General features: G+C 56.4%; 11 protein-coding genes and 2 pseudogenes. 6 read left to right on the plus strand and 7 right to left on the minus strand.

The annotated features are described in order from the left end of the window. Positions 1–27 precede the first annotated feature (27 nt). The gene (locus QD357_RS19935) at positions 28–243 is read left to right on the plus strand and encodes a hypothetical protein (RefSeq protein WP_183938724.1); all 216 of its coding nucleotides are present in this window, start codon (positions 28–30) and stop codon (positions 241–243) included. Positions 244–287: 44 nt separating this feature from the next. Here the strand turns inward: QD357_RS19935 and QD357_RS19940 are convergent, their stop codons facing one another. From QD357_RS19940 to QD357_RS19950, 3 genes are all read right to left on the minus strand, one after another. After that, positions 288–1,223, minus strand: a complete 936-nt coding sequence (locus QD357_RS19940; RefSeq protein ID WP_183938723.1) for a sensor domain-containing diguanylate cyclase — start codon at positions 1,221–1,223, stop codon at positions 288–290. Positions 1,224–1,451: 228 nt separating this feature from the next. After that, entirely contained in the window at positions 1,452–2,720 is a 1,269-nt protein-coding gene (locus QD357_RS19945) for a class II D-tagatose-bisphosphate aldolase non-catalytic subunit (protein ID WP_414124877.1), read from the minus strand. Further along, a complete protein-coding gene (locus QD357_RS19950; RefSeq protein ID WP_414124878.1) occupies positions 2,717–3,706 on the minus strand; it encodes a sugar kinase in 990 nt (329 codons plus the stop codon). Before QD357_RS19950 ends, QD357_RS19945 begins: the two co-directional genes overlap by 4 nt. A gap of 286 nt (positions 3,707–3,992) precedes the next feature. Here QD357_RS19950 and QD357_RS19955 point away from each other — a divergent pair. Next, positions 3,993–5,199, plus strand: a pseudogene (locus QD357_RS19955) (ABC transporter substrate-binding protein); the annotation flags it as partial. Positions 5,200–5,452: 253 nt separating this feature from the next. Further along, positions 5,453–6,472 carry a LacI family DNA-binding transcriptional regulator gene (locus QD357_RS19960; protein WP_183938980.1) on the plus strand — a complete coding sequence of 340 codons (1,020 nt, stop codon included), beginning with the start codon at positions 5,453–5,455 and terminating at the stop codon, positions 6,470–6,472. Between the two features lie 143 nt (positions 6,473–6,615). Here QD357_RS19960 and QD357_RS19965 read toward each other — a convergent pair whose 3' ends face one another. After that, positions 6,616–7,866 carry a diguanylate cyclase gene (locus QD357_RS19965; RefSeq protein ID WP_414124879.1) on the minus strand — a complete coding sequence of 417 codons (1,251 nt, stop codon included), beginning with the start codon at positions 7,864–7,866 and terminating at the stop codon, positions 6,616–6,618. Positions 7,867–8,072: 206 nt separating this feature from the next. Between QD357_RS19965 and QD357_RS19970 the strand changes: the two genes are divergently transcribed. Further along, positions 8,073–8,945 (plus strand): TIR domain-containing protein, encoded by an 873-nt coding sequence (locus QD357_RS19970; RefSeq protein WP_183938719.1) that lies wholly within the window; start codon positions 8,073–8,075, stop codon positions 8,943–8,945. 259 nt (positions 8,946–9,204) lie between these two features. On the opposite strand, the gene QD357_RS19975 is transcribed toward QD357_RS19970, so the two are convergent. Further along, the gene (locus QD357_RS19975) at positions 9,205–11,460 is read right to left on the minus strand and encodes a bifunctional diguanylate cyclase/phosphodiesterase (RefSeq protein ID WP_183938718.1); all 2,256 of its coding nucleotides are present in this window, start codon (positions 11,458–11,460) and stop codon (positions 9,205–9,207) included. Between the two features lie 314 nt (positions 11,461–11,774). Between QD357_RS19975 and QD357_RS19980 the strand changes: the two genes are divergently transcribed. Both QD357_RS19980 and QD357_RS19985 read left to right on the plus strand, forming a co-directional pair. Beyond that, positions 11,775–12,083: a PepSY domain-containing protein gene (locus QD357_RS19980; protein ID WP_183938717.1), complete on the plus strand. Its 309-nt coding sequence runs from the start codon at positions 11,775–11,777 to the stop codon at positions 12,081–12,083. A 226-nt stretch (positions 12,084–12,309) separates the two neighbouring features. Then, a pseudogene (locus QD357_RS19985) lies at positions 12,310–12,983 on the plus strand (VIT family protein). A 241-nt stretch (positions 12,984–13,224) separates the two neighbouring features. Here QD357_RS19985 and QD357_RS19990 read toward each other — a convergent pair. Together QD357_RS19990 and QD357_RS19995 are read right to left on the minus strand one after the other, a co-directional pair. Beyond that, the gene (locus QD357_RS19990; RefSeq protein ID WP_183938978.1) at positions 13,225–14,328 is read right to left on the minus strand and encodes a porin; all 1,104 of its coding nucleotides are present in this window, start codon (positions 14,326–14,328) and stop codon (positions 13,225–13,227) included. Positions 14,329–14,580: 252 nt separating this feature from the next. Continuing rightward, positions 14,581–14,811: ISAzo13-like element transposase-related protein (locus QD357_RS19995; protein WP_414124880.1), on the minus strand; the 231-nt coding region annotated here is incomplete at its 5' end.

The following is a 14,811-nucleotide window of genomic DNA, read 5'->3' on the forward strand; positions in this document are numbered from 1 at the left end:
CGGCGGTGCACAGATAAGGGAACTGAGATGCGAAAGTTCAACGTTATCGTCACAACCGAAATCGAAGCCGATACCGCCGAAGAGGCCGCTCTGCTCCTGTACCAGGAGCTGACGAAACGACCGCCACCCCTTCGCTTTTCCGTAGTGGATGAGTCAAAGTCCACCACAAGCATAATCCTGGATCGGGCGAAGGCAGAAGAATTTGCCAGCATCGATCATACCGCAGACCCCGGCAACTGGTGAATGCTCTCGATTGCGTCAAAGGGCGCTGTCGGACAAGGCTAGCCTCATACCGCATTGGCGGATCGATCGTCAGATGAATCTTCCGCGTGAATCCGATCGCGGCCGGCAAGTTTTGCCATATAGAGTGCCCGGTCGGCGCGGGCATAAAGGCTGAGGGCTGTGTCACCCGGCTGGGCGCACGCTAGGCCTGCCGAAAATGTATATTGAAAGTCTGGATGCTCCTGCAGTGGCCTGGCTTTGCGAACGGAAACGAGCATCCGTTCAACGATCAAGTGCGCCTGACCGATGGGTGTGGCTGGGAGCGTGAGCACGAACTCCTCCCCGCCTATGCGTCCGAAGCAGTCAGTGCGCCGGACCAGGCTATGAACCCGCTTTGCGAAGTCTTTGAGCACCAGGTCGCCGGTCTGATGGCCGAATTGATCGTTGATGCTCTTGAAGCGGTCGATATCGAGGACGCAGAGGCAGCCGAACGATGGCTCAGCGTCCTGTCGCTGCCGCAACATGTCTTCGACCCGGGCGGTGACGAAGCGGCGATTGGCGATACCGGTCAGTTCGTCGGTATAGGAGGCCTTTATCGCTAGATCCCGGTCCTGCCGGACGGCGCGCGACTTTGCCTTCAAAGCCGTCACATCGCTGGCGACGCACAGCATCCACCCATCCTTTTGGACCATCTCGGTCATCCAAAGCCAACGTCCGTCAACGAGATCCGTCTCAAAGGCTCTGAAGCCGACCTTGCCGCGTCGGGATTGAGTGGAGATCAGCCATTCGTCAAAGTCTGTAGCGTGGATGACGGTGCCGCGTTTAGCATTGAAATTCCGCCGCATCAGATCTGGCCAGAAAGGCGTCCCATCCGGTTCGATGAAAAAGGCCGCCCGAAACGCCTTGTTCGCGTAGCGCAACCGGTCAAATTCATCGTAGGCAGCTACAAGAACAACGGCGGTCTCGAATAGTTCAAATAGTCGGCTGATGTCGCTATCCATTGAATCGACTTTGACAATCCTCGTTGCATGTTCTCCTGAAGCCGGGCGGTTCGAGGCGTCTCAGGTCTATTAGAACTTTGTCGTCCAACGATGATCAGGTCAAGCTCGATGGCGTCGATAGTTGTCAGGACCGTCTGTTTGCACATGCAGTCGGGAATTGCGCCGGCAATGCGCTTCGCCGTGATCCAGCCATGTCAGGGGCTTGGAGAGGAAGCTGCCGGGCGAAAATCAAGTTATGGAGCGACACGCGCGGCCGTACGTGTCGAGCACATCGGAGATATAAAGCTTTACGATGGTCGGAACGTCATCGCCTGGGCGAATCTTGTCGGCAATGCGTCCAAGGAACTGACTTGCCAGCGTCTCCGGGATGGCGCGACCCCGCAGCGTGTCTTCCAATTCTCGGACTGCGTCTGCCGCCGCCGGCAGACCCCAATAGTAGCGGATGCGGTCGCTATAGCTATAGAGGAGCTGCAAAGCGATTTCGGTGTTGCTACCATGATAGTGACCCTGCCAGTCGCCTTTGTTCTCCAGCATGAGCCGCTCCATCGTGGAGGCGAGGCGTCTTGAGTACCCACGGTTCAATTCTGTCGCGACCAAATCGAGGGCAAACAGGCCTTCCCGCAGCGCGAATGTGAGGCCTGGTCCGACCTTCAGAATCGGGAAGCCGTCTCGAACCAAAGCGGCCAACGATGCTTCGGTTTGATAATCCGTCGAGTGAGCCTCGAAATTTAGCTTGTCTTCCTTGTCGAGAACCTTGGTGAGTTCCTGGGCCAGTTCGGGCTTGTAGGGCACAACGTTTTCATTGCCGAATTCGACCCCAGGCTGGACGACAAATGCGATGCAGCGATCGAACGCCTCGGAAAGGCCATTGCGCGTGAAAATCTCGCGGTGGATGTCTATCGTTGCCTGCGCGTCCGAAGCCGTCGTTGGCTCCACGATATCAAGGGCGTGGTTCGCACCGCCTGGCACGGGGACTTCGGTTCCGAGAACGTAAAGCGGTCGCGCTCCGATCTCCTTCGCAGCACGCTCGGCGACCGTGGCAAGTTTTGCTGCCCTCTCGGCGACTATGGCGTCACCGAGTACCTTGGGATCGTCGCCGCATAGCATGGAGGCATCGAGGTGTATTTTTGTAAAGCCAGCCTTCACGTAGGCCGCGACCATTTCCTCGGCCTTCGCCATAGCGACTGCAGAAGTCTCCTTGCGCCACGGGTTCGGTCCCAAATGGTCACCGCCGAGGATGAGGTCCGATGTCGGGACACCCCTGGCCCTTGCCAATTCGAGGACCTCTTTTGCGAAGGCGGCGGGAGTTTTGCCGGTGTATCCACCATATTGGTTGACTTGATTGCAGGTCGCCTCGATGAGCACCGGCCCCGGGTTTTTGCGAGCCAGAGACATGGTTGCATCGAGTACCCACGGGTGAGCCGAACATACGGAGGTTATTCCAACCGGTTGCCCTGCATGTCGAGCCGCGGCGAGGTTTCGAAGAAAAGCGCTCATTTTGTTCTCCGTGGAGTAGACGCAATGAATGTGTCGAGTTCGGTAGTGTTCGGAAGACCCGTCATCGGTCCCTGCAGGGTTACATTGCGGGCTCCAGCCGCCGCCGCCCGCTCGAGTGAGACTTCTGGCCCAAGTCCCTGACGCCGCGATGTGAGATAGGTTGCTCCGAAAGCGTCACCTGCCCCGGTAGGATCGACTTCCTCAACGACAAAGCCATGGAAATCATATCGCGCGCCTGTGGCGCCGAAGTAGGTCGCGCCATCTTTGCCACGCTTGAGAACAAGCTCATCGATGCCGAGATCATGCAGGTGTGTTACTGCGGTGGCCTCGTCCTCAGTCCCGGCGGCAACGAAAAGTTCCTCTCCCGACGGAAGAAGCAGATCGGCATTTTGAAGCATGTATTCGAACTGTTGCCGAAGGTTCCCACTTCCGAGGAGCTCTTTCCTGACATTCGGATCGAATGAGACCGATCCGCCTCTTTCACGCACGGCCTCAATTGCAGTCCGGATCGCAAGGCCCGCTCCGGGTATCGCAAAAGCTGATCCCATGACGTGAACATGACCGGCTCGGGCGATGAGCGCCTTTGCCTGAGCGCTCAGCTCGATCGAGCCTGCGGCCGAATGCATGATGTTGAAAATGAAGTCTCGCGATCCGTCGTCTCGATAGCGGACGAAGGCACTGCCTGTCGGACGATCCGTCGATTTCKAAATTGCGGACGTATCGACTCCGTCGTTTTGAAGTCGTTCGACGTTCAAGGCTCCGAAATCGTCATTGCCAACGCTTGCGATAATTCCTGCCGCGCCGCCCAGGCGGGCGACTTGATCGATGAAGATCGCAGGCGCTCCGCTCGGAAACGGCCCATACAGGGTCTGCGCTTCTTTGAAACCAAAGCCTGTCGTGGTTGCCATGAGTTCCACGAGGATTTCACCGACGGTGATCGTTGGCCCTAGATTTTCAGGGGCTAGTCTTCCGGCAGGCTTAGCCATGTTCGTCCTCCATACTATTGAGTCTGGATAATCGGCGTAAGTAGCCGTGTCAAATACAAATTTGACGCGCGAAAACTTATTGAGCGCACGGATTTTGCTGCAAATTCTGGCAGCAACGGTGCTTTATAAAATTTCGCTACAATATTTCAAATCGTTACGTTGATACCGCGGAGTCCAGCCGGTTTCCGATAAAGTCTTTTTGTTGACAAGCAGGCCATAATTGATGGATTTATTGTTTACGCACGTAAGTTTGTACGATTACGCTCGTAAACGTAGGAGCAAGGCAATGGGGAATTTTCTGAGAGCATTGCTATCGTCCGTCGCCGAATGCGTTTTGGCTGCGGGCCTTGCCCAAGCCGAAGAGTTAACAATCGCTACCGTCAACAACGGCGGCAGAGGCTGACCACGGATATCGCAACCAAGGGCGGCCAATACGACATCATGACGATCGGCGGCTATGAGGCGCCGATCTGGGGCAGGAAGGGCTTGCTTCAGTCGATCGACGACCTTGGCGACGACTACGACTATGGCGATCTGCTTGCGCCGATCAAATCCGGTCTGACCGTTGACGGTAAGCTCTACGCCATTCCGTTCTACACCGAAAGCTCGTTTACCCTCTACCGCAAGGATCTGTTCGACGCTGCGGGGCTCAAGATGCCCGATCAGCCAACCTACGATCAGATCAAGGAATTCGCGGACAAGCTCACCGACAAGTCGAAGGAGCAGTACGGTCTTTGCTTACGCGGCAAGCCGGGTTGGCGCGAGAACATGGCATTCCTCGGAACCATGATCAATACCTATGGCGGCCGTTGGTTCGATATGGACTGGAAGCCCCAGATCAACTCCGAGCCATGGAAGAAGGCAATCGCCGAGTACGTCGACCTTAGGAAGAAGGACGGCCCTCCCGGCGTGACCTCGAACGGCTTCAACGAGAACCAGGCTCTGTTCTCGACTGGCCATTGCGCGATGTGGATCGACGCGACTTCGCAGCCGGCCGCGTCTACGACCCCAAGCAGAGCCAAGTGCCGGACAAGATTGCGTTCACGCGCGCTCCGGTCAACGTGACGCCGAACGGATAAAGCTGGTCGTGGTCGTGGAACCTCGCTATCCCGACGTCTTCCACGAAAGAAGAAGCCGCGAAATCCCTCATCAAATGGGCCACCTCCAAACAGTATGTGAAGATGGTGGGCGAAAAGGAGGGCTGGCTTGCGGTTCCGCCCGGCACCCGCAAGTCGACCTATGAGCTGCCTGAATATCAGAAGGCAGCTCCGTTCGCGAGTACCGTGGTTAAGGCCATCCTTTCCGCCGATCCCGCGCACCCGACCAAGGATCCGGTTCCCTACACCGGCGTCCAGTTCGTTGCGATCCCTGAATTCCAGGGCATCGGCACGCTCGTCGGTCAGCAGATCGCMTCGGCTCTCGCCGGTCAGCAAAGTGTCGATGCTGCACTCGACAATGCCCAGAAGCAGGTCGAGCGCGAGATGAAAAAGGCCAGAGGCTCTTTCGCTGCCTCAAAGCGACACCGGCGCCATGGCGCGGCTGATATCGCATCGGCTTCCCTTATCGGAGATCCTGCCCTTCTTCGAGAAAGGCGGCGGATCACGCACGATGAAGGTGCAGTTCGTGGCGGATTGACTCTCAGTTTCTCCCGATCGGGGGGAACTCTCTTTTCCATCAGAAGAGAGTCGGATAGAGACTCTGTGGCAACGTCAGGAGACATGGGTCGTGCCGAAACCGATCAAAACGATGGAGGACTTTTCAGAGTTTGTCGGTCTATCCCGTCCTACCGTATCCAAGTATTTCAACGATCCGAGCTCCGTTCGAAAGAAGACGCGGGAAACCATTGAGGTCGCGCTGAAAAAGTCCGGCTTCCGGCCGAACCTTTTCGCGGTCAATCTCAATCGCCGACGCACGAATATCGTTGGCATAATCATTCCGAGTTCGATCGACCCCTTCTACATGGCGCTGACGCGGCGGATCGAGGCGCTGGCGACGGAAGCGGGCTTCTTCCCGCTTGTCTTGTCGACGGATGGCCAGTCCGATCTCGAGGACAGGGCGATCCGCACCCTCAAATCGTTGAATGTGGCAGGCGCTATTATTGCGCCGCTGGGAGTGGAGTCTCACCGGCAAACTCTGGCCGAGTATGGGCAGAGCGTTCCCCTTGTTTATGTGGACTCGCCGTTGGACGACACATCCGCATTCGTTGGAACCGATAATGCGCAGAGCTTCCGGCTTATCGTCGACTACCTATGCCGTTCCGGAGAGCCCCCAAGCTATCTCGGCATGCCGGACGTCAATACCAACGCAAGGACACGCGAGAATGCGTATCTGGATGCAATGGCTCAGTTCGGAATGACGCCACATGTGCTGCCAGTGCCGAAGGTCCGCACATGGGACTTCGAACGGTTTGGCTTCGAGGAAACCATGCGTCTTGCAGGAAGTCCAAGCGGCCTGCCCACTAAGACCATCCTCTGCGCCAACGATCGTATCGCATTCGGCGCGATCGCGGCCGCCTACAAATTAGGGCTGAAGGTTGGCCATGGGGGTAACGCAAACCTCAGAATAGCCGGCCACGACGACCATCCCTTGTCGCGATACGCCTGCCCGCCGATAACCACGGTCGCTCAAAATGTCAGCGAGATCGGCGGCCGCGCCGTGAACATGCTTCTCGTCATGCTTGGTGAGGCCGATTCGGACAGAGAGAACTTCAGCGCTACGGGTCGCTTCCTGTTGTCCGGCGATCTGATGCTTCGGGAGTCCGCATGATCGCGGCAGAGTTTGATAGGCTTCGGTTGCAATAGCGACGCTAGAGCAATTCCAGGAAAAGTGCGTGAGCCGCTCTCCGTCTGTAATTGCGTGAAAACAAAGAGATAGAGCAGTTCAGCGATTCCGTGAAGCTCTGAACAGTACTAGCCGAAGCTTAATTCAAGGTGCTGCCTGTCGCGGGCGATGACGCGGCAATTGATTTCGAAGGCGTCCCCCCTGATGGCCAGGATGAACTCCGTGGGTATGTCGATGGAGTTCGAGACCGTAAGGCCTGCGCCTTCCTCGCCAAGTGTTTTAATGGTGCATTCGATGACCGAGCGTCGGTTATCGAAGATGATCGATCCGGCCTTCAGCACCCGTCTGCGGGGCGTCGAACCATCGACTCCCAAGGCATGCCAGGCAATGCAGCGGTTACGGCCTGTCTGCTTGGCCCTGTACATTGCCGCATCGGCCTGCGCCAGCAGCGTCTCGATGTTCTCGCCCGCGGCTGAAAGCGATGACACGCCGATGCTCGCGGTGGCATTGACCGGCCTGCTGCTCGTCATGACTGACTGCGAGGATATAGCGGCCCTCAGCCGCTGTGCGGCGGCCAACGCCGTGTCGCTATCAACGGAAGGAAGCAGGACGGCAAATTCTTCGCCGCCAAGCCGGCCGAACGGATCGCCGCGTCTGATTTCAGATTGGCAGGCGGAGGCAACGCGCTGGAGCACCTGGTCACCACAGGCGTGCCCGAAAGTGTCATTCACCGCTTTGAAATGATCGATATCGAGAACCAGACAAGAGAGATCTTGCCGATGTCGGACCGCAAGCGCGATCAGGCGGTCGGCTTCTTCCTTGAAGGCTCGTCGCGTGAGAGCGCCGGTGAGGCTATCGGTGGTGGCGTGTTGGACAAGCTCGATGCGATCCATCGCTGCCCCGGCCAGTTCTTTGAGGATCGAAAGATCCCGCTCGTCGAAGGATCTCGGCCTGCGGTCGATCGCGCAAACCGTTCCGACGATATGCCCTTGCCGCGTTACCAATGGAACACCGGCATAAAACCTGATGTGAGCCTCGCCTGTTACTGCCGAATTTTGAGCGAAGCGGGAATCCTTCGTGGCGTCTTGAACGATAATTGGCGCTTCATCGTCGAGAACGAACCGGCAAAATGTGTCCTGCCTCGGAACTTCGTCAACGCCCATGCCCGAACAGGCTTTATACCATTGGCGATGGGCGTCGATTAACGAAACGATGCCGATCTCGACGGCAAAAATCTCCTTGATTAGTCGGACGAGCCGTTCGAAACCTTCATCCCGGGGTGTCTCAAGCAGGTCGAGCTCTTCAAGTGCGGCTAGCCTGACCACTTCCTGCTGCGCAGGCTTCGGGGAAGGTCTGCCAAATGCTTGCATGGTCGCCATTCCAAACCTTTAAACCAGTGGATGCTCATCCCCCGTCGCATGGTGTTAACGAAAAACGACGCGATAACAAGGGGCGACCGCCAACTACGGCGAGCGTCGCTGAACATTCAATCTCAGCGTTCATAAGCTCGTGACTTTCTGGCACCTTCGGTTTATTTTTCACAGGAATAACAGTGCAGTCCAGGGTCAAATGATGGGAGGACGGCATGTATAATTTGATCGTCTCCGGAAGAGAACAACCGTGGGACGGAACGCCATTGGACATCGATCTGAGTCGTTGCGTCAGCATATTTGAATACACAGAACAAACGATAGCCGACAAATTTGACGTAACAACGGAAGCCTCACGGCTGCAGCTCATGCGATTGCCGACCATATTTGCGCATGAGACCTTCCGTGAGCGTTCGCCGCAATTCGGCGTTATCCGCGACATCGCCGTTCGGGAAAGGCGCGTTCACGTCGACTATGAGATCCAGCCCCTTCCAAAGTTTCTCACTTGGCACGACATGGTGGATAAACATTTTATCCTCGGCCTTGGCGATTGGGAAATGAACCGCACGCATTGGACGGTGAAGGACGTAAACTTACCCAAAGAGCTGCAGCTCTTGGGGCTCACACTCCCCTCCTGGACGAACCCTGTGGGCCGCGCGGTGAACATAAACTCTCATCGCTTTGACGTCGGCTTGTCGTTTCCTCAGGAAGCAACGAGCTTTGTCGCAAAAGTTGCCGCTCAGCTTGAAAAGCACATCGGTCCTCATTCCTATTTTTACGACCACAATTACCAGGGACAACTGGCGAGGCCAGCAGCCGACCTCCTGCTGCAGGACATTTATCAGAACCGCTCCAAGCTGATTGTCCTATTTGTCGGCTCCGATCATCAGTCCAAGACATGGTGCGGCATGGAATGGAGCACTATCCGCCAAATCGCGGCGCAACGACAGCAAGATCGCGTCATGTATATTCTGCTGGACCGTGGCGATATCGACGGCATTCCAGGGGCCGATGGGTACCTGGATGCTCGAGACTTCAGCCCCGGCGAAATTGCCGACGCAATCACCGAGAGAGTTCAGTTTCTTTAGCTGACAGATGGCTCCACTCGACCTGTCGGATCGTTGCGGGCCTGTCGATAACTCGCATCGTGTGCCCTACTGTTTTGATTTGCGGCCAAGCTCTGGATCAGTGGCGAAAGATTGTTACTCTTGATCTTTTTGGTCATCGGCATCAAGAGTTAGCCATTACTTACCATTTCTGTGATCTTCAAAGCTCCGACGGCAGACGACGGCAGACCAGAAACGCCTGCCCTTCCGAGCGAGCGGCGTTCATCCACCACAATCCCGATCAAGCGCTCAAAAACTGCGGCAGCTTTACGAATTCGGCTTTTGGCAAGGGCTTGCTGTAAAAGAACCCTTGTGCCGCGTCGCATCCGTTCGCCCTCAGGAACGCCGCCTGTTCGGCGGTCTCGACACCTTCCGCCACCACGCCTTGCCCAAGGCAGCGAGCGATCGAGAGAATAGCCTTCACAAGTTCCGCGCTGCGCTTGTCGTCACTGCTGATGAATGATCGATCGATTTTCAGGGTGTCGATAGGAAAGCGAGCTAGGTAATTCAGCGCCGAATAGCCGGTACCGAAATCATCGATGGCAATGGAGATTCCCTTCGTCCGAAGGGCGCAAAGAGTGGCCAATGTTTCGTATTGCTGATCGAGCAGAAGGCTTTCCGTGATTTCAATTTCGATCCATTCGGGGCGGCAGCCGGTTTCGTTAAGACTCTCGGTTACCATCTCCAAGAGATCAGATCGCTGGAACTGCCTGGATGAGACATTGATTGCCACTTTGTGAGACGCTGGGCTGTCGGCGTTCAATTCTGCCGCGGTTCGACAGGCTTCGCGAAATACCCATCGCCCCAAATCCGCGATCAATCCGGTATCCTCGGCAATCGGAATGAACTGAACTGGTGGAACCATGCCCATCTTTCCGTGATGCCATCGCAGAAGAGCCTCCGAGCCGACGATCATACCGTTTTCGACGAGCACCTTGGGCTGGTAATACACTTCCAGTTCGCAGCGCTCGATGGCCCGGCGCAATTCCGATTCCAGCATCAGGCGGTGCTGTGCGTCCGCCGTCAGTTGCCTCGAATAGAATTGGAAGCCTCCCCGCCCAAGACGCTTTGCCAAATACATTGCGGAATCGGCATATTTGACGAGATCGTTTGCATCGGTGCTGTGGTCGGGATAAAGCGCGATGCCGATGCTGCATGAGACGAAGACTTCCCTGCCGTCCAGCACGAAGGGTTCGTCGAAGGTCTTGAGCATCCTGGTGGCGATGTCGGCCAATTCATTCGTTTTCCGGATGTCCGGCAGAAGGATGGCGAATTCGTCGCCGCTGAGACGTGCCACCGTATCGGCGCTGCGCACGCTTGCCTGGAAGCGTCTGGCCGCCTGACAGAGCAGTTCGTCGCCGACGGGATGTCCCATCGTGTCGTTGACAGCTTTGAAATGGTCAATGTCCATCATCATGACGCCGACCACTTGGTGGTGGGCCTCGACACCTGCCATGGCTTGCCGCAGCCGCTCATAGAAGAGTTCCCGGTTGGGCAGGTCCGTCAGCGAATCGTAGAAGGCCATTCGGTGAATTTTTTCGCGGGAGGCATTCAACTCGGTAATGTCGCGGGCCACGCCAAGAACACCCGTCGTCTTCCCCCCGGCGCCAATGATTGGAACCTTCCGTGTTTCCAGAAGAATGCGTTGTCCGCTGTCGTGGTGTGTCACCCATTTCTCATTGATGACGACGCCACCGGCACGGATCGCCGCCAGCTCCCTTTCGCGGAGAAGGCGTGCAACGTCGGCATCAAATAGATCAAAATCCGTTTTGCCGACAATTTCGGACGCCGGCCTGCCGATCAGACGCTCAAAGGCATGATTGCAAAGAAGATAGGCGCCCTCCATATCCTTCATCCATACCATGTCGGGTATGGTCTGGAGCACCGTGAGGAGGCGTGTTCGCGCCTCGTCAAGAATATGCTCTCCGAGTTTCCGTTCGGTCACATCCCGCGACAGAACCAGAAACGTTGGAGCGGATGTTTCACTGCCCGCTTTCTTTGCAACATGATGTTCGAACCATCGGGGTTCTCCGTCCTGTTGAACTATGCGAATGATGTGGCAATCGCTGACGCCCTTCTCGTCTGCCTCGCGGACAGCGCGCAGCGCGGCGGCCGCGTCCTCGGGCGGGAGGACGTCGTTTACCGTTTTGCCCAGCAGTTGTTGTTTGGTCGCAGCCAGCAATTCCGGATGCTTCGTCCAGACCTGCAGATACCGCCCGTTTCGATCCATCTCAAAGAGAATGTCGGGGATCGTGGCGATGATCGTTTCCGCAAATTCATGCGCTTCCGCAAGCGCCCGCAGTTGGCCAAAGTCGGCCATGCCGGAAATCACGCTGGGCGAAGCGACTGGATCGCTGATCTCAAGCAAGCCGTTCGTTTGCCAGTCGAGCTTGTGCGAGAGAAAAGGGCTGACCATACGGATTCTCCTGGCGGCAGCGGGGACAGGAGGCGTCATACATCCTATCGGACTTTCATCTGGAAGAATCGCACAATTCATTTGAGCGGCAATTGCAGCCCGCAGCTTCGTCGATCAAAGAAAGACAAAGAGTGAGCACATTGCAGTTGACACCAGGCAGCCTTAACAAAACGCAACATTTAGCCCAGCGGGATACAACTTGCTGCGCGATTTGGATCGTATTTCGCGAAGTGGATAGTCTTGCGCAGGAAATTGCGAGCATCGTCCATGACTGCAGTTACTGACGTCACGCTCCGAACAGTAGACGGCTCCATCAAAGGCCCAATCGCGCCCTTGATTATTTCCCCTGAAACAGCGAAGGAAGTACATCACTATGTAGTTTCTCGGACGGCGCCATGTTCAAGGTTTTTGCCATAGCGGCAATTGCAACAGCAATCATCCTGTCAGCAACACCCTCGTTCTCACAAAGCATTGAGATCGGTCCTGGTGGTGTGCATGTTAATCCCGGCATTGAGCCGCCGCCTCGCGACATGGGTATTACTGAGCGCCAAGCGGTTCACATAGCACGGCGCGAAGGCGTGCAGGACGTGGATAGCGTCACCCGAAGAGAAAATGTCTTCATCATCCGCGGCGTGGACCGTGACGATGACGACATAAAAGTCGTGATTGATCGGCAAACGGGCCGAGTTCTTTCGGTTGAATAGGATCGGCGCTAGCCGACCCTAACGGCTCGTACCGCAAACAAAGCTGATCTCCACAGCGGGATGGAATTGCTCGGGAACTCCACGCCCCTCGATCGGACGTTCTGCCGACACCTAACTTGCCGGGCTGGCATCCTCGACATAGACGCCGTAGTTCTTCTTCCTAGCTCGATGCCGGCGTGCCATATTCAATCCGGCAAAATGCGAGGGATGTTCGAGGAAGTGATCCATGGCATCGAACCTCATTCATCGTATCACCGACATCACCGATCCGGGCGATGCACTCGGCGAGGTGCTTTTCGGGCTGATCATGGCGCTGACCTTTACGGTGGGTTCCAGGCTGCTTTTTGCGGAAGAGGGATTGAATGTCCGCGAGTTGATCGTGGCGACGATAGGCTGCAATGTCGCCTGGGGCATCATTGATGCCATATTGTTCATCCTGGGGACTGTCTTCTACAAGAGCAGGCGTTTGCGCCTGTTTCGCCAAATCAAGGCGGCGCGGAGCGAATCCCAGGCGCTTGCAGTCCTGGCGAGCGAGTTTCCGATCGAAGATGTGTCGCTCTCTCCAAAGGCTGCGGATGCAGACGCGCTCTATCGATCGTTCCTGGCGCTCGCCAAGCGCGCAGATCCCGTGAAGCTGTCTCTGTCCAAAGGTGACCTGCTTGCAGCAATCGCGGTCTTCCTTTTGGTGTCGGCGACCTCCTTTCCGGCGGTCGTCCCATTCCTTCTCATCGACAATGCCAACCTTGCCTTGAGAGCCAGCAACCTGTTTCTGATCATCCTGCTCTTCATGACGGGTTTGCATGGGCAGGCTTTTCAGATGCCAAGCCGTTTCGTGCGGGGATCACGATGACGTGTCTCGGCTTGGTATTGGTCGGAATAGCCGTCGCCCTCGGTGGCTGAGGTCAAACCCTGGCCCGGCCGACGAGATACGTGTTGCTTCGCTCCTGCTTTACTCCGGCAAGGCTGTCTGCCGGAAGAAGGTCACGAGCGCCTCATCCGACGGCCCGAACTAGGAGGTGAAGAAAGCTCGTGATCTCAAACGCAAAAGCCACGCATTCGAAATCGCAAAGGGTCGTCGGTGGCCAATTCAACAATCGCGGGTCGGACCAGAGCAGATTTTGGCCTCGACTCTGCCTCCGGCCTAAAATTCCCGTTCGAAGCGGAAGATACCGGCCACTTGATCCTTATCGGCCGCATCCCAATTCGTGTACGAGAGTTCGGGCTGGATGAGCAGATGCTCGACTGGATGCCATTGTACGTTCGCCGTTCCGGCGAAGATTTTGGACTCCGTGTAGGCAATTTGGGCATTGAACGAAAGCTTGGCGGAAATCGGTGCAGTAAAGCCCGTCCACAGCGCCCAATCCCCCCAGCCGCAATCTGCGCGGTCAACCGGGCAGGCGCTGCTGGCAAGATTGGTGCCGGCATATTTGTTGAGCTTGTCGCCATCGGTATTCCAGCCGCCCATCAGGAACGCCTTAACGTCTCCAAAGGCGGCATCGAAACGCGCCTTGATCGCACCTTCCTCGACAATGGAGTCATAGCCGCCGACGACCTTAAAGCCCCAGTTCTGACCCTTATAGCCGGCGCCAGCAACAACATCCGGCGCATAGTGGTCAGCCTTTGACGTCACCCAATCGTGTGTCGCAGCGGGATCGGCATCACCAAAATATGTGGCGTTGTCCGAAGAGTTGGAATCCTCCAGCGACACCATAGCGGTGAAGCCGTTGCCGGCATCGTAGTTATAGGTGAGCTGGTTGAGCTCATACGGACCATCATAGACAACGTCGTCGTTCGCAACGTTGCCGGCATAATCGGTGAAGGAAATGAACTGGGAATCGAGCTTGCCGACCGTGATCCCGCCCAAACTGATGTTGGCAAATAGGAGCTTCTCCTGGGTCGTGCCTTCGCGAGATTCCCAACGCAGAATGGTGTTAGTCTTCAGCGGGCCGTATTCCGTATCCGTTGCCGTATCAATGCCCAGTTCGACGCGATCACGCCAACGCGTTCCGAAATGGGAATCAGGATCATAAGCATCATACCATTCGCCCTGCGTCCTCACCTTGCCGCTGAGTTTGAGACAAGTCTCGGTGCCCGGGATATAGAAATAGCGAGGTCCAAAGGCGTCGCAGATCCGGACATATTGAAGCGGCTCCGGCTCGGCAGCTACGATCGCATCCGCAGCATACGCGCTGGGCGCCGCGACAACGAACAAAGAACCGCAGACAACAGTACGACTGATCTTCATTACAGGCTCCCCCTGCTTAAATGACATACCACGTAAAAACGAAGCAGTCCCCAAACCTGCCGAGCTTGCATCGCCACTGTTTGCTTGACAACTGGCACAAATACGCAACCTGCAGAGGGATGCCGGATTAATCTTAGGCGTTGCTAAACAATCACAAATAGCAAAGCTCGCCTCGTGTCCACGAGGGGCTCCATCTCCAGCACAGATCCCAACGACGAAAGCTTGCCGGCAGCTTTAGGCACTGTTGATAAATTATCGCACCGGTGGTGGGATGATTGGGCTGATTGTGTAGTTCCAATCGCCATGGAATTGATGACGGTTGATGTTGATCGCATCCATCTCGGCATCGCTGACCTTGATGCCGGCGGGGTAGATATTGGTGTCGATCTCGGACTTGACTGTGAGACCGGCTTTGGTCGTGGTTGCGGCAATCAGTTGGACAATGGTCTGGTAGCTGACAAGCGGTTTGCCACGCCAGTTCTT

This window comes from Rhizobium sp. BR 317, from assembly GCF_047445835.1.
GTDB lineage: Bacteria > Pseudomonadota > Alphaproteobacteria > Rhizobiales > Rhizobiaceae > Rhizobium > Rhizobium paranaense.